Consider the following 18,351-nt stretch of genomic DNA (forward strand, 5'->3'; position numbering starts at 1 on the left):
GAAAAGGGGTCGTGAGTGTTTAGGGCGGTTAGAACCGCCCTAAACACTCACGAGGGGAGCGGGTCAGGGAGTGGTCCACTTCTGGTTCGCGCCGCCGCCGCAGGTCCAGATCTGCAGCCGGGTGCCGTTCGCGCTCGAGTTCCCGGTGGCGTCCAGGCACTTGTTCGCGTTGGGGTTCACGATGTCCTTGGCCCCGCTGACGACCCACTTCTGGGCCACGGTTCCGTTGCAGTCGTAGAGCTGCACCGCCGTGCCGTCCGCGGTGCCCGCGGCGTTGACGTCCATGCACTTGCCCAGCGCGCGGATGGTGCCGTCACTGGCGATCGTCCAGTTCTGCGCGGCGTTGCCGTTGCAGTCGGTGATCTGGATCGGCGTGAGGTTGGCGGTGCTGGCGCCCGCGACGTCGACGCACTTGCCGCCGATGCCGGTGATCCGCCCGGTGCGCCCGCTCGGCGGGGTGCCGCCGCCGGTGTCGTTGGTGACGTGGACGTAGTCGACGACCAGCTGCTGCGGGAACTGCGTGCTGCTGTTGGGGTCGCCCGGCCAGTACCCGCCGACGGCGAGGTTCATGATGATGAAGAAGTTGTGGTCGTAGACCCAGCGGTTGCCGTTCAGGTCGGACGGCGTGCGCGTCTGGTAGAGGTTCCCGTCGACGTACCACTTGATCTGGTTCGGGGACCAGTCGATGGCGTAGGTGTGGAAGTCGTCGGAGAAGTTGGGGCCGCTGTACCCGGCGCCGATGCCGCCGGAGCCGGAGTAACCCGGGCCGTGGATCGTGCCGTGGACGGTGTTCGGCTCGAACCCGACGTTCTCCATGATGTCGATCTCGCCGTCGGTCGGCCAGTTGCCGCCGCCGAGCATCCAGAAGGCCGGCCACATGCCCTGGCCGCGCGGGAGCTTCATGCGCGTCTCGAAGTGGCCGTAGGCCTGGGTGAACTTGCCGGCCGTGTTCAGCCGCGCGGAGGTGTACTCGCAGCGGCCGTACCAGCAGTTGTAGTTGCCGGGGTTCTCGCGCTTGGCCGTGATCACGAGGTGGCCCTGGCCGTCGAGCTGGGCGTTGTTGGTGCCCGACGTGTAGTACTGGCGTTCGTGGTTGTTGACGTTGTCACCGGTTTCGAGCTGCCACTTCGAGCCGTCGACGGCGGCGCCCGCGGGGCCGTTGAAGTCGTCGGTGAAGGTGGCCGCGGCTTCGGCCGCGGGGGCGGTCAGCGCCTGCTGCCCGAGCAGCAGCAGGGAGCAGGTGGCCAGGAGCGCCGCTGCTCTTCGGAACTTGCGGAACGAGGTGGACATCGTTGTCGCCTCTCTCACCGTGGGGACCGGCGTTCCGCGCGCAGCACGAAGCGCCGGGGAGGGGGAGGTGGCCTCGCATGCCGGGGCGGCGGCAGGCGCGACCGGCTTCGCGACCCGGGGGCGGGGGATGGGTCGCGAAGTGGTTCAGACCTTTGTTGTGCTTGGCAACAAAGTATGCATGGTCCAGACAAGCCGGGCAACCGTCGGGCGGTCATTTTTTTTCAACCCGAATTAAGGGTGGGTGGGTTGCGGGAGGGGGTTCCCGATGGGCGGGACATGCGGTTGTCCACAGGGCGGGTGAGTTGTGGACAGGTGGGGTGGGGCGGGGGGCTTTGGCGGGGTTTTGACGGGTGGTGGGGATACGCTGGACAAGGGCACGCCCCCCAGGGAGGGCGGGGGTTCCGGCGAAGTCGGGGCGAACGTGACCGGCGGGCCGCTGCGATGTCGTGAATGACTCATTCACCTCGTCAGAGGTCATGAATGAGTCATTCACGACCTTCCCGGGCCGCTACCGCGACCTCCGGTGTGGTGTACCTGGCCGTCCGCGCTGCGAGCTGACCGGCGAATCCGACTTTGCCGGAACCCTGCCCTGGGAGGGCGGGCTCTGCTTGGGTGGCTCCTGGCCCTCCGGCACCCCCGAAGCCCCTCCTGCCTCTCCGGCACCCCGAAGCCCCTCCTGGCCCTCCGGCCCCTTCTGGCTTTCCGGCACCCCGAAGCCCCTCTGGCACCCCGAGGCCCCACCTGGCCCTCCGGCTCCGGTGGCTCGTGCCTTCCGCAGCACCCCGAAGCCCCTGCCCCTCCTGGCTCTCCGGCACCCCGAAGCCCGATTGTGACTACGGCCGGCAGCACCGCGTCAAGGCGGGAAAGATGCCTTGACCCGGCGCCGCCGGCCGTGTTCTGGCTTCGGATCGGGGTGCGGGGGGTCTGGGTGCTCGTTGGTGTCTGTTCTCGTGTAACTCGCCTGCGTGCTCTCGCCTTACGCCGCGTCGGAGTCGGGGGCTCCTGGCTTCGCCAGTCTTGATGTTGCTCCCTGCTCCAGGAGGTCTGCCACCGGCAATGTCGCCGCTCCTGTTGCCACCGCGTCCAGGCCCAATGACCCCAGCTGGATCGATGTCTGGCTGAACGGGTGCCGCAGCGCGTGCTCGCCCGCCGCCGAGCGGATGCGCGGGAGCAGCTGCTCGCCCAGGGCCAGCCCGGCCCAGCCGCCGATCACTATGCGCTCCGGGTTGAACAGGTTGATCAAGTTCGCTATGCCTGCGCCCAGGTAGCCCGCCGTCTCGTCCAGGACTCGGGCTGCCGTCTTGGACTTGGCCGCTGCCTCCAACAGGGCCGCGAACTGGGCCTGCTCGTCCTCGCCCGGGACCTCCTTGCCGCGGACCTTCCGGTACCTCGCCAGGACCCCGCCCGCTCCGATGTACGCCTCCAGGCAGCCTCGGGCGCCGCAGCGGCAGTCCTGGCCTCCGTACGCGATTGTTGTGTGGCCCCACTCGCCCGCGCTGCTCGTCGAACCTCGGTACGTCGTGCCGTCCGTTACCACCGCTGCGCCGACGCCTGAGCCGATCAGCGCTATCACCGCGTGCCTTGCTCCGCGGCCTGCGCCGAACCACATCTCTGCCTGCCCCTGTGTCTTCGCGCCGTTGTCGACGAACAGGGGGAGCGTCACTCCTGCTTCGTGCAACAGCGAGGCGAACGGGACCGCCTCCCAGCCGACCGTGGGGGCGTGGACCAGGACCTCCGCGCCCTGCTCGACCGTGCCCGGGACGCCGATTCCGACCCCGAGGACCGCCGAGTCGTCGATGCCCGCGCTTGCGAACACCTCACGCAGTCCGGACGTCACCTGCTCGACCGCCGTTGCCGGGTCCGGGGCCTTCGGGAGCGGGTGCTCGACCGTTGCCAGGCGGTTCATCGCCAGGTCGAACAGCTCGACCTTGACGCCGGTTTCGCCGATGTCCACCCCTGCGACGTGCCCGTACGCCGGGTCGACGCGCAGGAGCACCCTTGGCCGGCCGCCGTCGGACTCGACCTGGCCCGCTTCCGTGATCAGGCGCTCTTCGCCCAGTTCGGCGGTCACGTTGCTGACCGTCGCCGCACTCAATCCGGTGAGCTGGCTGAGTTCGTGCCGCGACAGCGGGCCGTCGAAGTACAGTTTCGACAGCAGCAGGGAACGGTTGTGCCGCCGCAGATCGCGGACGGTGGTGCGCTTGCTCGCCATGGGCAACCCATCTGAACTCTTACCGGCTCACTGACAGGATGCCTGATCACCGTAAGTTGTGGCTATGTATTAAGTAGTGAACTAAGTCCCGAACTGATGGTCGCACGGTCAGTCTCTGGCACAATCCCCCAGGTGACCCAGGTGGTACGCCAGACGACCCGAGACCTCCGACGGCACAACCGCGCGGCCCTCCTGTCTTCCCTCTACCTTCGCGGCCCCGTCAGCAGACTGGAACTAGTAGCTGAATCGGGACTGTCGGCCGCCACCGTTACGAACGTCGTCTCCGAGCTCATCGCGGACGGCGTCGTCGCGGAGGCGGGATCGGTTGAATCGGACGGCGGACGGCCCCGGACGCTGCTGGCCGTGCGGCCGGACTTCGGGCACGTCGTCGGCGTCGACGTCAGTGAGACGCACGTCGAAGTCGGCCTGTTCGACTGCGCCCTCGGGACCCTCGGCACGGTACGGCACCCGCTCGTCGGCACCCGGCTCGATCCGGACGAAGTGGCCGGACTGGTGCGAACCGGCATCGCCGAAGTGCTCGAAGACGGCGAACCGGGCGCGGTGTTCGGGGTCGGCATCGGGGTGCCCGGCGCGGTCCGCGACGGCGGGATCGTGCACGCGCCCACCCTCGGCTGGCGCGGGGTCGCCTTCGCCGGCCTGATCCGGCCGCACATCGACGCGCTGTTCCCGCCGGGGCCCGGGCCGCGGCCGGGTCGTGAGCTCATGGCGCTCCACCTCGACAACCGCGCCCGCACGCTCGGCCAGGCCGAGACCTGGCGCGGCGCCGGCCGGGGCGCCGAACGCGCCATCGTCGCGCTGCTCGGCGTCGGGGTCGGGGCCGCCGTCGCGACGGCCGGGCCGTCGCACCCCGGCATCACCACCAGCGAGTGGGGCCACACCGTCGTCAAGGCGGCCGGCGCGGCCTGCCGGTGCGGCTCGCACGGCTGCCTGGAGGCCTACGTCGGCACCGAGGCGGTCGTCCGGCACTACGCCGACCGGGTCGGCCAGGAACCGGTCATCGGGGATGAAAGCGACGCCGAGCTGGCCCGGATCGTCGCCGAGGCCGAGCAGGGCGGGGCCGCCGCCGACGTGCTCGCCGAGACCGGCGAGTACCTGGGCATCGGCATCGCGAACCTGATCAACCTGCTCAGCCCCGACCGGGTGGTGCTTTCCGGCTCGGCGGGGGCGATCATGGGACCGGCGATCCTGCCCGCGGTGCGCGATGCGGTGGGCCGGCACGCCCTGGACTACCTCGCCGAGCGCACCGAGGTCGTCCTCGGCCGGCTCGGGCCCGAGGCGGTCGCGCTCGGCGCGGCGACGCTGCCCGTCGCGCAGCTGCTCGCGACGGGTGGCCGGACCGGCTGAAACCCTTGCGTCGCAAGGAGTAGCACCGCCAAGTGGTCCAACCATCCAGTTCTTTTAGTACTTAAACTTAGGTACAAAACGTTACCCGCGTGTTATTGACGTGACCCGAGTCACCCGGGTTGACTTCGGGGCGTCGTTCGGTCGCCGGCGGTCGGGGCTCGCTACCAGTCGACATCACGCACGTCGTCGATGACCAGGAGGAACCGATGCGAGTCAAGCGCTCCATCGTCGCAGCGCTAGTCGGACTGATGGCCGTCACCGGCCTGACCGCGTGCGGGGGAGGCAGCTCGAGCGCCGGGCAGGGCAACCCCGACGCGGTCCTCAACGTCGGCAAGCCCGACGGCCCGCAGTCGGAGAACAACAACCCGTTCCTCGAGACGTCCGCCCTGTCGAACATGGGCTACCGGTGGATGATCTACGAGCCCCTGGTCATGCTGAACCGCGTCAAGCCGCAGGAGCCCGGCAAGCCGTGGCTGGCGACGAAGTGGGACTGGTCGGACAACTACAAGAAGCTCGTTCTCACCGTCCGTGACGGCGTCAAGTTCTCCGACGGCCAGCCGATGACCGCCGAGGACGTCGCCTACACGTTCCAGCTGCTGCGCGACAACAAGGCGCTGAACGTCGACGCCGTGCCGTACAAGGACATCACCCCGGCCGGCAACCAGGTCACGCTGGCCTTCGACGGCTCCCAGTTCGTCAACCAGGTCAAGATCCTGCAGACGCTCGTCGTGCCGAAGCACGTCTGGCAGTCCATCAAGGACCCGGCGCTCGACACGGTGAAGAACCCGATCGGCACCGGGCCGTACACGCTGAAGTCGGCGACGCCGCAGACGATGATCGTCACCCGGCGCGACACCGGTTACTGGCAGGAAGCGCCGAAGGTCAAGGAGATCCGCTACACCTCCTACACCGACAACAACGCGCAGGTCAACGCGCTGGTGAGCGGGGCGTCGGAGTGGAGCTTCGTCTTCATCCCGAACTACAAGGCCGTCTACACCAACAAGGACCCGCAGCACTACAAGCTGTGGTTCCCGGCGCAGCTGGCCGTGCACGGCCTGTGGTTCAACACCGAGAAGGCGCCGTGGAACGACGCGAAGCTGCGTCAGGCCGTCAACAAGGTCATCAACCGCGACGACATCTTCAACCAGGGTGAGGCCGGGTACTTCTACCCGAAGAACGACCAGGTCACCGGCATTCCGACGCCGGCGGGCGACCCGTTCATCGCGCCGCAGTACAAGGGCCAGTCGGTCCAGGTCGACGTCCCGGGCGCGAAGTCGCTGCTCACGGGCGCGGGGTACAAGTTCAACGGCGACAAGCTGGCCGACCCGAGCGGCAAGCCGGTCACGCTGAAGCTCACCGTCCCGTCGGGCTGGTCGGACTACATCACCGACCTGGAGATCATCAAGGACAACCTGGCGCAGATCGGCATCACCGCCACGGTCGAGAAGATGAACCAGGACGCGTGGATCAAGTCGGTCGACACCGGTGACTTCGAGGGTCTGATGCACTGGACCAACGACGGCGCGACGCCGTACGACATGTACCGCGACGTGATGGACGGCTCGCGCTACAAGCCGACCGGCCAGGGTGGCATCAACGGCAACTACGGCCGGTACAAGAACGACGAGGCGACCCAGGCCCTGGCGACCTACGCCAACGCCGAGGACGACGCGTCCCGCACCGCCGCGATGGCCACGCTGCAGAAGATCATGATCGACCAGCAGCCGATGATCCCGACGTCGGCGGCGAACTCCGGCGGCGAGTACAGCACGAAGAACTGGGTCGGCTGGCCGGACGAGGCCAACCCCTACGGCCCGGCGCAGCCCACGCTGCGCAACGCGCTGGACATCGTCCTCCACCTGAAGCCCGCGGCCTGATGGCGGATTCGATCATGACGGAACACGGGGACGGCCGCGGCGACGCTGCGGCCGCCCCCGCCCCCTCCGACCCCGTCGCCGTCGGGTCGGAGGGGGACCTCCCCGTCGTTCTGGAGGCGGCGGGGCTCACGAAGCACTTCCCGGTCCGGCGGAAGGGCCGCGCGGCCCTCACCGGCCCGCGGCGCGCCGTGCAGGCCGTCGACGACGTGACCCTCACGCTGCGGCGTGGCCGGGTCACCGCGCTGGTCGGCGAGTCCGGCTCGGGCAAGTCGACCGTCGCGCGGCTGCTCGCGGGGCTCTACCCGCGCACCGGCGGGGACATCCGGCTGCACGGCGAGACGGTGAACGTCAAGCACGGCAAGGCGTTCCGGGCCTACTGCCGCCGGGTCCAGATGATCTTCCAGGACCCGTTCGCGTCGCTGAACCCGGTGCACACCGTGCGCTACCACCTGACACGGGCGCTGAAGATCCACGGCCGCGCGGGCGACGACCTGGAGAAGTCGCTGCACGAGCTGCTCGCGCGCGTCCAGATGACGCCGCCGGAACGGTACATCGACAAGTTCCCGCACGAGCTGTCCGGCGGGCAGCGCCAGCGCGTCGCGATCGCGCGGGCGCTCGGCGCGGACCCCGAGGCGCTGCTGGCCGACGAGCCGGTGTCCATGTTGGACGTCTCGATCCGGCTCGGCGTGCTGAACCTGTTGCGGGACCTCAAGGAACGCCTCCACCTGGCGATCCTCTACATCACCCACGACATCGCGTCGGCGCGCTACTTCGCCGACGAGACGATGGTGATGTACGCGGGCCGCATGGTCGAAGGCGGCGACAGCGAGACCATCACGCAGAACCCGGCGCACCCGTACACCCGGCTGCTCATCAACTCCGCCCCCGACCCCGACCGGCTCCAGGTCGGCGCCGTGGACACCGAGCTCGCGCCCGGTGAGGTGCCCGCCGAGCGCGGGGCCGGCGAGCCGCCGAGCCTGATCGACCCGCCGCCGGGCTGCCGGTTCCACCCTCGCTGCCCGGTGGCGATGGAACGCTGCAAGACCGAGCTGCCGCCGCGGTTCGAGGTCGACGACGCGCCCGGCCACTGGGCCGCGTGCTGGCTCTACGACGGGGCCGCCCGATGAGGTTCCTGCTGCAACGGCTGGTCTTCTACGTCTTCACCGCGTGGGCCGCCGTCACCATCAACTTCTTCATCCCGCGGATGATCCCGGGTGACCCGGTGCAGTCGCTGATCGCGAAGAACCAGGGCATGATCAGCCAGGACGCCGTCCAGTCGCTGTACGTCCTCTTCGGACTCGACAAGAACGAAAGCCTGATCTCCCAGTACTTCGACTACTGGGGCCAGCTCTTCCGCGGTGACCTCGGGATCTCGTTCACGTTCTTCCCGACGCCGGTGTCCGAGCTGCTCGGCGACAGTCTGCCGTGGACGATCATCCTGGTCGGCATCACCACGATCGTCGGTTTCGCGATCGGCACCGGGCTCGGCGTGTTCGCCGGCTGGAAGCGCGGCTCGTGGGTCGACGGCCTGCTGCCGGTGACGACGTTCCTCTCGTCGATCCCGTACTTCTGGCTCGGCCTGATCGCGCTGACGCTGCTGGCCGGCCCGGGCAGCTTCTTCCCGTCGTCCGGCGGGTACGACCCGGGCACGGTGCCCGGCTGGGACGGCACGTTCATCGGCAGCGCGATCCAGCACAGCCTGCTGCCCGCGCTGACCATCCTGATCAGCTCGATGGGCAGCTGGATCCTGGGCATGCGCAACATGATGGTCACCGTCGCGTCGGAGGACTACGTCACCGTCGCGCACGCCAAAGGCCTGCCCGAACGCCGGGTGATGGTCGGGTACGCCGCCCGCAACGCGCTGCTGCCGAGCGTGTCCGGCTTCGCGCTGGCCCTCGGGTTCATCGTCGGTGGCACGCTGCTGGTGGAGATCGTCTTCTCCTACCCCGGCGTCGGTTACCAGCTGTTCCAGGCGGTCGGTTCGCAGGACTACCCGCTGATGCAGGGCATCTTCCTGATCATCACGCTGTCGGTGCTGGTGGCGAACCTGTTCGCCGACGTCGCGTACCTCGCGCTCGACCCGCGCACCCGGAAGGAGGGCTGACATGGCTGTGCCCGCAGCGGACGTCAAGGCCGTGCAGGCCCTGCCGGTCGGCGCGCCGGTGCGCCGGCGCCGGTTCCGGTTCCTGACCGGCGGCAAGACGGTCACCGGCCTCGCCGTCATCGTCTTCTTCCTGGTGCTCGCGATCATCGGCGAGTGGATCGCGCCGTACGACCCGTCGGCCCGCAGCAGCGACCTGCTGGAGGCGCCGTCGGCCCGGCACTGGTTCGGCACCACCCACCTCGGCCAGGACATCTTCAGCCAGGTGGTGGTCGGCACGCGCAGCGTCATGCTCGTCGGCCTGGCCGCCGGGGTGGTGGCGACGATCCTCGCGGTGGTCGTCGGTGTGACCTCCGGCTACCTCGGCGGCACGCCGGGCGAGGGTCTCTCCGCGCTGTCCAACGTGTTCCTGGTGATCCCGGCGCTGCCGCTGATCATCATCATCGGCAGCGCGGTGCCCACCGGCGGTGACTTCCTGGTGGCGGTGATCATCGGGTTCACGTCGTGGGCGTGGGGTGCGCGGGTGCTCAGAGCGCAGACGCTTTCGTTGCGTGGCCGGGAGTACGTCGAAGCGGCCCGCGCGACCGGCGAGTCGACGTGGCGGCTGATCTTCTTCGAGATCCTGCCGAACCTGACCGCGGTGATCGCGTCCAGCTTCGTCGGCACGGTGATCTTCGCCGTGATGTCGGAGATCACGCTGGCGTTCGTCGGCGTCTCGGGACTGTCCAACTGGAACTGGGGCACGATCCTGTTCTGGGCGCAGAGCCAGCAGGCCCTCGCGCAGGGCGCGTGGTGGTGGTTCGTGCCGGCCGGGCTGGCGATCGCGATCCTCGGCACCGCGTTGTCCCTGCTCAACTTTGGCATCGACGAGTTCGTCAGCCCGCGGCTGCGCGGCAGCGGCAAGGCGCGCGTCAAGGGCGCCGACGGGCGGACGCATCGCATGCGCGTGGGCTTCACGCCCGTGCTCGGGCGGGAGGAACAGCCATGATGGACCCGGTCCTGGAGATCAAGGGCCTGGACGTCGACTACGGCGTCGGCGACGAGGCCGTGCGCGCGGTCCGGGACGTGCACCTGACGCTGCACCGCGGCGAAGTCCTCGGCCTGGCCGGGGAAAGCGGCAGCGGTAAGTCCACTTTGGCCTACGGGCTGACGCGGCTGCTGGCGCCGCCGGGCGTGATCCGCGGTGGTGAGGTGATCTACCACCCCGGCGACGGCGAACCCTACGACGTGCTGAAGCTGACGGACAAGCAGCTGCGGGACTTCCGGTGGGCGGAGACGTCGATCGTGTTCCAGGGCGCGATGAACTCGCTGAACCCGGTGCACAAGGTCGTCACCCAGCTCGTCGACGTCATCAAGGCGCACGAGCCGCGGTCGACGAAGGCGGGGCGGGTGGCTCGCGCTCGCGACCTGCTCAAGCTGGTCGGGATTTCGGCCGACCGGCTGGAGGCGTACCCGCACCAGCTCTCCGGCGGCATGCGGCAGCGCGTGATGATCGCGATGGCGCTGGCGCTCGAACCGCGCGTGGTCATCATGGACGAGCCGACCACCGCGCTCGACGTCGTGATGCAGCGCCAGATCCTCGGCCAGCTCGTGGAACTGCGGGAGCGGCTGGGCTTTTCGGTCCTGTTCATCACGCACGACCTTTCGCTGCTGGTCGAGTTCTCGGACCGGATCGCGATCATGTACGGCGGCCGGATCGTCGAGCAGGCGCCGGCGTCGGACCTCTACCGGGACGCGCTGCACCCGTACAGCCACGGCTTGCTGAACTCGTTCCCGGCCTTGCGCGGTCCGCGCCGCGAGCTGGCCGGGATCCCGGGCTCACCGCCGGACACGCGGGGCATGCCGGCCGGCTGCGCGTTCCACCCGCGGTGTCCCAAGGCCTTCGAGCCGTGCGACTCGAAGGTGCCCGAGCTGGGCTTGCCCGGCGGTGACCGGAGCCGGGAAGTGGCCTGCTTCCTGCACCCGGTCGCCACTCCCTGAACGCCGTCCGTCCCTGTCCGGCACCACTGGAGGAGACCTGCCTTGACCGAGACCACAGCCGCGACCGCGCAGCAGCAGGCGCTGATCGACAGCCTGCCGTCGGACTTCCGCTGGGGCGTGGCCACCGCCGCGTACCAGATCGAAGGCGCGGTCTCCGAAGACGGGCGCACACCGTCCATCTGGGACACTTTCTGCCAGGTCCCGTGGGCGATCGACAACAACGACACCGGCGACGTGGCGTGCGACCACTACCACCGGATGCCGGCGGACATCGGGCTCGTCGGCGAGCTGGGCGCCGACACCTACCGGTTTTCCGTGGCGTGGCCCCGGATCCAGCCGCGCGGGCGCGGCGGGGTCAACGAAGCGGGCATGGGGTTCTACGAGCGGCTGGTCGACGAGACGCTCGAGCGCGGCATCACGCCGTGGCTGACGCTGTACCACTGGGACCTCCCGCAGGAGCTCGAAGACGCGGGTGGCTGGCCGGCGCGCGACACGGCGTACCGCTTCGCCGACTACGCGATGCTGGTGTTCGACCGCCTCAAGGACCGGGTGCGGCACTGGACGACGCTGAACGAGCCGTGGTGCTCGGCCATGCACGGGTACGTGCACGGCGTGATGGCGCCGGGCCGGCGTGACTACGCGGCCGGGCTGCACGCGGTCCACCACCTGCTGCTCGGCCACGGTCTCGCGACCCAGCGGATGCGGGAGGCCGCACCGCCGGACACGGAGTTCGGCATCACGCTCAACATGTGCACGGCCGACCCGGCGACGGAGTCCGAAGAGGACGTTCGCGCGGCCCGGCAGGCGGACGGCCTCGGTGTCCGGATCTACCTGGACCCGCTGGTCCGCGGGGAGTACCCGTCGGACGTGGTCGAGGACCTGGAGGCCCGCGGCGTGAAGCTGCCGATCCAGGACGGCGACCTGTCGGTCATCTCGACCCCGCTGGACTTCCTGGGCGTGAACTACTACTTCGGCCAGCAGTTCTCGGGTGTCGACGAGAACGGCTCTTCCGTGGACGAGGAGGGGGCACCGGCATCCCGGGTGGTCCCGTTCGGCGAGCCGACGACGGCGATGGGCTGGGAGATCCTGCCGGACAAGTTCACCGAGCTGCTGACCCGCCTCGGGCGTGACTACCCGGGTCTCCCGATGTACATCACGGAAAACGGCTCGGCGTTCGAGGACGACCCGGACTCGTCCGGTTTCGTCCGCGACGAGCAGCGAACGGCTTACCTGGCCTCGCACATCGCCGCGGTGGCGGCGGCGCGCAATGCCGGTGCGGACGTGCGTGGGTACTTCGCTTGGTCCCTTTTGGACAACTTCGAGTGGGCTTATGGCTACGCGAAGCGGTTCGGGCTGATCCGCGTGGATTACGAGACGCAGGAGCGGACGATCAAGCAGAGCGGGTATTTCTACCGCGACACCGTGCGGCGGGTCCGCGGCAGCTGACCCCAGGTTCGTGAAGGCCGCCTCGAAACCTCGAGGTGGCCTTCACGGCTTTTCGGCTGTAGGGCGAGCCCCACCGTGTGGCCGGTGGTGCGCCGGATGGTTCCGGGTGGGGCACGCTTCTAGCGTCGGACGAGTAGCCGACTTGGGGGTTGGCCATGACCGTCCGGTGTGCTCCTGCAGGTCTGGCCGTGGCTGCGGCGCACCCATCCGGTGGTGCACCGCCGGGTCGGCCGGATCTACGATGAGCCTGCTCAGCCTGCTGCTGCTCAGCCAGTGGTGGCTCGACCGGAAGCCGAAGCCAGCCATCGCGCGATGATCGTCCGCTGGATCTCCGACGCGCCCTCGTAAATGCGCGGTGCGCGGACCTCGCGGTAGAGGTGCTCGAGGAGGTGCCCTCGCCGCAGGGCTCGCGCGCCGTGCAGCTGCACCGCGGAGTCGACGACGAACTGCGCGGCTTCGGTGGCGAACAGCTTCGCCATCGCCGCGCGGCCGCCGAGGTTCGGCTCACCCGCGTCGTAGGCGGCCGCGGCGGCGTACACCAGCAGCCGCGCGGCTTCCGTGCGGGTCGCCATCTCGGCGAGCATGTGCGCCACCGCCTGCTGCTTGATCAGCGGGCCACCAAAAGCTTCCCGCTCGCCCGTGTGGTCCACAGTGGCGTCGAGCGCGGCCTGCGCCATCCCGACGGCGAACGCGCCGACGCTCGGCCGGAAGAGGTCGAGGGTCCGCATCGCCACGGCGAAGCCGCGGTTCTCTTCCCCCAGCAATTCCTCGCGCCGGACCTCGACGCCGTCGAACGTCACCGTGCCGATCGGGTGCGGGCTGACCAGGTCGAGGTGCTCACCGCCGAGCCCGGGCCGGTTGCCGGGGACCACAAACGCGCTGACCCCGCGGGAACCCAGGCCTTCGGCCGTGCGCGCGAACACCGTGTAGAAGTCGGCCTCGGGCGCGTTGGAGATCCACATCTTCTCGCCGGTGAGCCGCCAGCCGTCGCCGTCGGGCTCCGCGGCGAGCGACAGTGCGGCCGCGTCCGAACCGGCGTCCGGCTCGGTCAGGGCGAACGCGGCGACGGCGTCCCCGGCCGCGACGGCGGGCAGCCACCTGTCGACCTGACCGTCCTGTCCGGACTGCAGGACCGGGTAGCTTCCCAGGCCCTGCAACGCCAGCGCCGTCTCGGCTTCGGTACTCACCGTGGCGAGGTTCTCCCGCAGGATGCAGAGATCCGTCGCGGCCGCCTGGCGCGACGGCTTTCCGTCGGCGACGCCGGGGAAGAGCCGCGCGAGCAGGCCGAGCGCGCCCATCGCCTTGAGCAGCGGGCGGTTGACCGCACCCTCCACACCGGACTCGGCGAGCGGGCGCAGCTGCTCCTCGCCCAGCCGCCGGACCTCGCCGGCGAACTCCTTCTGCTCCGGGGTCAGGGCGAAAGCGGTCATGACGAGGCTCCCGGTCGCCAGCGGGCATGGGCGGTGCCGGTGGGCCCCGACCGGACGAGGTCGAGCCGCGGCTCCGGGCCGTCACTCCGGCCGGTCTGCGGCTTGCGGCTACCCGCGGCGAACGGCTTCGGCCACGGCATCGGATACCCCTGCTCGGCCGCCGCGTGCAGAGTCCACTGTGGATCGTAGAGGTGGGTGCGGCCCAGCGCGCAGAGGTCTGCGCGCCCAGCCAGGATCAGCGCGTTCACGTCGTCGTAGGACGAGATCGCGCCGACCGCGATCACCGCGATGCCGTACTCCTGCCCGATCTCGTTGCGGATCCGGTCGGCGTAGGGCGTCTGGTAGCTGCGGCCGTACTGCGGTTTCTCGTCGCAGACGACCTGCCCGGTCGAGACGTCGATGCCGGCCGCGCCGTGCTCGGCGAAGGCCCGGGCGATCTCGACGGCGTCGTCGGCGGTGATGCCGCCCTCGGCCCAGTCGGTCGCCGAGATCCGGACGGTCATCGGCCGCTCGGCCGGCCACACCGCGCGGACCGCGTCGAAGACTTCGAGCGGGAACCGCAGCCGGTTCTCGAGCGAGCCGCCGTACTCGTCACGACGCCGGTTCGTCAGCGGGGAAAGGAAAGACGACAGCAGGTAGCCGTGTGCGCAGTGCAGTTCGAGCACGTCGAACCCGGCACGCCCGGCGGCTTCGGCGCAGGCAACGAACTCGTCCCTGATCCCGGCCATGTCCGTTGTGGACAGTTCGCGGGGGACCTGGTTCCGGTCGGAGTAGGCCAGTGCCGAGGGCGCGCTGATCTCCCAGTTGCCGTCCGGGAGCGGCTCGTCGATGCCGTCCCACATGAGCTTGGTCGAGCCCTTGCGGCCGGAGTGTCCCAACTGGACACCGATGCGCGCGGGTGACTGCGTGTGCACGAAGTCCACGACGCGCTTCCAGGCCGCCTCCTGCTCGGCGGTGTACAACCCGCCGCAGCCGGGCGTGATCCGGCCTTCCGGGGAGACGCAGACCATCTCGGTCATCACCAGCCCGGCGCCGCCGAGCGCCTTGCTGCCCAGGTGCACGAGGTGGAAGTCGCCCGGCACGCCGTCGACCGCGGAGTACATGTCCATCGGGGACACGATGATCCGGTTGGCCAGCTCGAGCTCACCGAGCTTGAACGGCTGGAACATCGGCGGCCGCGACGTCGTCCCGAGCGACCGCGCGAACCAGTGGTCGAGCTCGGTGGCGAACTCCGGATCACGCAGGCGGAGGTTGTCGTAGGTGACGCGGCGGCTGCGCGTGAGGATGTTGAACGCGAACTGCGGCGGCTCCTGGTGGGCGTACTGCGCGATGTTTTCGAACCACTCCAGGCTCGCCTGGGCGGCGCGCTGCGTCGACGTGACGACCGGGCGCCGTTCCAGCTCGTAGGCCTTGAGCGCCTCCGCGATACCTTCGTGTTCGTGCAGGCAGGCGGCCAGCGCGAGCGCGTCCTCCATCGCCAGCTTCGTGCCGGAGCCGATCGAGAAGTGCGCGGTGTGCGCCGCGTCGCCGAGGAGGACGACGTTGTCGTGCACCCAGCTCTCGCAGCGCACGGTGCCGAACGAGACCCACTTCGAGTTGTTGGCCATGACGCCGTGGCCGTCGAGGACGTCGGCGCACAGCTCGCGGATCAGCGCGATCGACTTCTCGTCGCTCTCGCCCGGCTTGAGGTTCGTGGCCGCGATGGGCCCGAACGTCCGCTGCCAGACGTCCTCCTGCACCTCGAGGATGAACGTGCTGCCGTCGCGGCCGTACGGGTAGCCGTGGATCTGCATGATCCCGGCCGGCGTCTCGAGGACGTAGAACTTGAAGGCGTCGAACACGAGGTCCGTGCCGAGCCAGATGTAGCGGCACCGGCGCGTCTCGACGCTCGGCCGGAAGTGCTCGGCGTGCCGCGCGCGCACCGCGGAGTTGACCCCGTCGGCGGCGATGACCAGGTCGTAACCGGACAGGTCGGTGGGCGCCTCCTCGCGGAAGCGCAGCGCCACGCCCAGCTCGGCGCACCGGTGCTGCAGGATGCCGAGCAAACGTTTGCGGCTCATCGCGGCGAAGCCGTGGCCACCCGAGGTGGTGACCGTGCCGCGGTAGTGGACGTCGATGTCGTCCCAGCGCGCGAACTCGGCGCGCATGGCCTCGTGCACGGCCGCGTCGGCGTGCTCGATGCCGCCGAGCGTCTCGTCGGAGAAGACGACCCCGAAGCCGAACGTGTCGTCCGGGGCGTTGCGCTCCCAGACGGTGATGTCGTGCCCGGGACCGAGCTGTTTCGCCAGCGCGGCGAAGTACAGGCCTGCCGGGCCGCCGCCGATCACACCGATTCGCACGCCGCCCAGGGTATGTCGTCGGCGGTACGACCGTCAATGAGGCGAAAGATGGGTTACGGTGTCGGGCATGGAACGCATCAACCCGCCCGAGCTCGGCAAGCCGTCCGGGTTCTCGCACGCGGTGGTGGCGGAGGGGCGGGTCGTCTTCCTCGCCGGGCAGACCGCGCTGGACGCGTCGAACAAGATCGTCGGCGACGGCGTGGTGGAGCAGTTCGAACGCGCGCTCGGCAACCTGCTGACGTCCCTGCGCGCTGCCGGCGGCACGCCCGAAGACCTCTGCAGCGTGACTATCTACATCGTCGACATGCCTGACTACCGGGCGCACGCGCGCGAGATCGGCGCGGTCTGGCGGCGGCTCGCGGGCACGGAGTACCCGGCGATGGCCGGCATCGGCGTCTCGCGGCTGTGGGACGACGAGGCCCTGGTCGAGGTGCAGGGCTTCGCGGTCGTCAGCCCACGTTGATCGACTTCGCGACGTACGCGCGCGCCGGGGTCTCGAGGCGGGAGTGCAGCTCGAAGAACAGCTCGGCCGCGCGGATCCCCGACCAGTCGTCCGGCAGGAACTCCGCGGGCAGGCCGGGGTCGAGGTAGGGCATCCGCCGCCAGCCGGTGAGCACCCGGACGTAGTCGGCGAAGGCCTCGTCTTCGGCCACGGACTTGCGGCGCTGCCAGCGGCGCAGCGCCGGGCCGTGCTCGTCGAGGAAGGTCGTGTAGAGCTCGTCGAGCCGCTCGAGGTCCCACCAGTCCCGGACCTTCGCGGCGACGTCACCGAAGGCCAGGTGGTCGGCGCGAAAGAGGTCGGCGTACCCGGCGAGGCCGAGCCGGGTCAGCGCCTCGGCGGCGGCGTCGTGGAGGTGGGCCGGCGCGATCCAGACGCCGGAGGCGGCGGTGCCGAAGCCCATCCGCGCGAGCTGGGTGCGCAGCAGGTGCCGCTTGTGCCGCTCGGTCTCGGGCACGGAGAAGACGGCGAGCAGCCAGCCGTCGGCGGGAGTCGCGCGCTCGCGGCGGAAGATGCGCTCGTCACCCTCACGCAGGATCTCGCGGGCTTCGTCGGACAGCTCGTACCCGGCGGTGGCGTCCCGGCGCACGGCTTCGAGGATGCCGCGCCGTTTGAGCCGGGAGATGGAGGACCGCACGGCGGGCTCGTCCACCCCGACGGCGGCCAGCAGGTCGATGAGCGAGGCGACGGAGAGCCAGCCGCCTTCGGTGCGCGAGTAGAGGCCGTACACCGTCACGATGAGCTGACGAGGCTGCGCCGCACGGCCGGAGCCGTCCAGGTCGGTCGCCTCGGGTACGGCCGTCATCGGGCCACAATAACGGCTGGGCCGCCCCGGGGAAGAGCACGTTTTGGGCGCGCGGTCGTGAAGGGGGTGTTTCAGCTGGTCGAGGTGCCTGCTAGCCGACCGGCTTGAAGTGCTCGGTCCACCGCGATCCGTCCCACCACTGCGTCGCACTCGGCTGCTGCGGTGAGGGGTACCAGCCGGCGGGCGGCCCGGCGGGGGCCGGAGGCTGAGCGGCGGGCGCCTGAGCCTGCTGCGCGATAGCCTGGCGCTGAAGCCGGGTCTGCGCCTGCAGCTCGCGAAGCGACTTCTTGGCGACACGCTGCTTCTTGCTGCTGCCGCGCACGAGCCCGGCCGTGCCGATCATGAGGGACTTGCGGATGAGACCCACGCGGGCCGCCTTTCCGTCGGGTGTACCCGCAGGAGTCGGCGATCACTCGAGCGGCGTTACGGCTTCCCCGCGATGCAGGCGGCGTGCTGTTCCAGCGACTTGGCGATCTTCGTGAATGTCGTCACGGCGGCTTCGTGAGTGAAGAACACGCTGCCCTGGCCAAGCCGCACAGCGACCGCGAAGGCGCCTCCATCTCGCTCGTACAGAGTGAAGGGCTCGAGCAAGCCTGGCGCGCAACCGGCGGCCGGGACGCGGCGGACGCGCGAGTGCTGCGCCGCGACGTCTGTCAGACGGCGCAGCTCGCCAGCGGCTTCGCCGACGAGGTAGGTGTACCGCGGCACGTGCGTCGATCGTTGTCCGTAGGTTGCTCGCAGGAGGTCTTCGTAGTGGCCGGCGGGCAAAGTCCAAGAGCTGCTCCCACTCGGCTCTCGGTGCCCGCAACACGCCGAGGATGAACGCGACAACGTGCTCGGGCGGTGTTCGCTGACCGAGCTCGTAACTGGAAAGCACGCCGGGATGGAGGTCGGCCAGGCAGGCGAGGCGACGGACACTGATGCCGCGCCGGTGGCGGGCCTCGCGGAGTCCCCCGGCCAGGGCGACGATCGTGGGCCGGTCGATGGGATCACACACGTTCAGGCCG

Annotated in this window: 15 protein-coding genes and 1 pseudogene; 8 read left to right on the forward strand and 8 right to left on the reverse strand. The window is 69.8% G+C overall.

Annotation, left to right across the window (positions count from 1 at the left end; genetic code table 11):
• Positions 1-63: 63 nt before the first annotated feature.
• Both ACZ63E_RS38825 and ACZ63E_RS38830 read right to left on the reverse strand, forming a co-directional pair.
• Positions 64-1,290 (reverse strand): family 16 glycosylhydrolase, encoded by a 1,227-nt coding sequence (locus ACZ63E_RS38825; protein WP_465341315.1) that lies wholly within the window; start codon positions 1,288-1,290, stop codon positions 64-66.
• 976 nt (positions 1,291-2,266) lie between these two features.
• Entirely contained in the window at positions 2,267-3,502 is a 1,236-nt protein-coding gene (locus ACZ63E_RS38830; RefSeq protein WP_465341316.1) for an ROK family transcriptional regulator, read from the reverse strand.
• Between the two features lie 132 nt (positions 3,503-3,634).
• Here ACZ63E_RS38830 and ACZ63E_RS38835 point away from each other — a divergent pair, with 132 nt between their 5' ends.
• The 7 genes from ACZ63E_RS38835 to ACZ63E_RS38865 all read left to right on the forward strand — a co-directional run bounded on the left by ACZ63E_RS38835 (position 3,635) and on the right by ACZ63E_RS38865 (position 12,271).
• Complete coding sequence (locus tag ACZ63E_RS38835) at positions 3,635-4,867, forward strand: ROK family transcriptional regulator (RefSeq protein ID WP_465341318.1); 1,233 nt, start codon at positions 3,635-3,637, stop codon at positions 4,865-4,867.
• A 206-nt stretch (positions 4,868-5,073) separates the two neighbouring features.
• Positions 5,074-6,744 (forward strand): ABC transporter substrate-binding protein, encoded by a 1,671-nt coding sequence (locus ACZ63E_RS38840; RefSeq protein WP_465341319.1) that lies wholly within the window; start codon positions 5,074-5,076, stop codon positions 6,742-6,744.
• A gap of 14 nt (positions 6,745-6,758) precedes the next feature.
• Positions 6,759-7,871: an ABC transporter ATP-binding protein gene (locus ACZ63E_RS38845; RefSeq protein WP_465341320.1), complete on the forward strand. Its 1,113-nt coding sequence runs from the start codon at positions 6,759-6,761 to the stop codon at positions 7,869-7,871.
• A complete protein-coding gene (locus ACZ63E_RS38850; RefSeq protein ID WP_465302111.1) occupies positions 7,868-8,848 on the forward strand; it encodes an ABC transporter permease in 981 nt (326 codons plus the stop codon). Before ACZ63E_RS38845 ends, ACZ63E_RS38850 begins: the two co-directional genes overlap by 4 nt.
• Position 8,849: 1 nt before the next feature.
• Complete coding sequence (locus ACZ63E_RS38855; RefSeq protein ID WP_465341321.1) at positions 8,850-9,833, forward strand: ABC transporter permease; 984 nt, start codon at positions 8,850-8,852, stop codon at positions 9,831-9,833.
• On the forward strand, positions 9,830-10,825 hold the full coding sequence (locus tag ACZ63E_RS38860) for an ABC transporter ATP-binding protein (protein ID WP_465341322.1): 996 nt from the start codon (positions 9,830-9,832) through the stop codon (positions 10,823-10,825). The genes ACZ63E_RS38855 and ACZ63E_RS38860 overlap by 4 nt, the downstream gene beginning before the upstream one ends.
• A 42-nt stretch (positions 10,826-10,867) precedes the next feature.
• Positions 10,868-12,271, forward strand: coding sequence for a GH1 family beta-glucosidase (locus tag ACZ63E_RS38865; protein ID WP_465341323.1), 1,404 nt, complete (start codon positions 10,868-10,870; stop codon positions 12,269-12,271).
• A gap of 266 nt (positions 12,272-12,537) precedes the next feature.
• Here ACZ63E_RS38865 and ACZ63E_RS38870 read toward each other — a convergent pair whose 3' ends face one another.
• The gene (locus tag ACZ63E_RS38870) at positions 12,538-13,701 is read right to left on the reverse strand and encodes an acyl-CoA dehydrogenase family protein (RefSeq protein ID WP_465341324.1); all 1,164 of its coding nucleotides are present in this window, start codon (positions 13,699-13,701) and stop codon (positions 12,538-12,540) included.
• Positions 13,698-16,040, reverse strand: coding sequence for a bifunctional salicylyl-CoA 5-hydroxylase/oxidoreductase (locus ACZ63E_RS38875; protein ID WP_465341325.1), 2,343 nt, complete (start codon positions 16,038-16,040; stop codon positions 13,698-13,700). Before ACZ63E_RS38875 ends, ACZ63E_RS38870 begins: the two co-directional genes overlap by 4 nt.
• A gap of 67 nt (positions 16,041-16,107) precedes the next feature.
• Between ACZ63E_RS38875 and ACZ63E_RS38880 the strand changes: the two genes are divergently transcribed.
• The gene (locus ACZ63E_RS38880) at positions 16,108-16,503 is read left to right on the forward strand and encodes a RidA family protein (RefSeq protein WP_465341326.1); all 396 of its coding nucleotides are present in this window, start codon (positions 16,108-16,110) and stop codon (positions 16,501-16,503) included.
• Here the strand turns inward: ACZ63E_RS38880 and ACZ63E_RS38885 are convergent.
• The 4 genes and pseudogenes from ACZ63E_RS38885 to ACZ63E_RS38900 all read right to left on the reverse strand — a co-directional run.
• Complete coding sequence (locus ACZ63E_RS38885; RefSeq protein ID WP_465341327.1) at positions 16,490-17,344, reverse strand: PaaX family transcriptional regulator; 855 nt, start codon at positions 17,342-17,344, stop codon at positions 16,490-16,492. The two genes, ACZ63E_RS38880 and ACZ63E_RS38885, sit on opposite strands and share 14 nt — an antisense overlap.
• Before the next feature lie 91 nt (positions 17,345-17,435).
• Entirely contained in the window at positions 17,436-17,711 is a 276-nt protein-coding gene (locus ACZ63E_RS38890) for a DUF2510 domain-containing protein (RefSeq protein WP_465341328.1), read from the reverse strand.
• A 56-nt stretch (positions 17,712-17,767) separates the two neighbouring features.
• The gene (locus ACZ63E_RS38895) at positions 17,768-18,052 is read right to left on the reverse strand and encodes a Scr1 family TA system antitoxin-like transcriptional regulator (RefSeq protein ID WP_465341409.1); all 285 of its coding nucleotides are present in this window, start codon (positions 18,050-18,052) and stop codon (positions 17,768-17,770) included.
• Positions 18,053-18,182: 130 nt separating this feature from the next.
• Positions 18,183-18,341: pseudogene (locus ACZ63E_RS38900) on the reverse strand (helix-turn-helix domain-containing protein); the annotation flags it as partial.
• Positions 18,342-18,351: the final 10 nt, after the last annotated feature.

The organism is Amycolatopsis sp. NPDC104819, assembly GCF_055583145.1.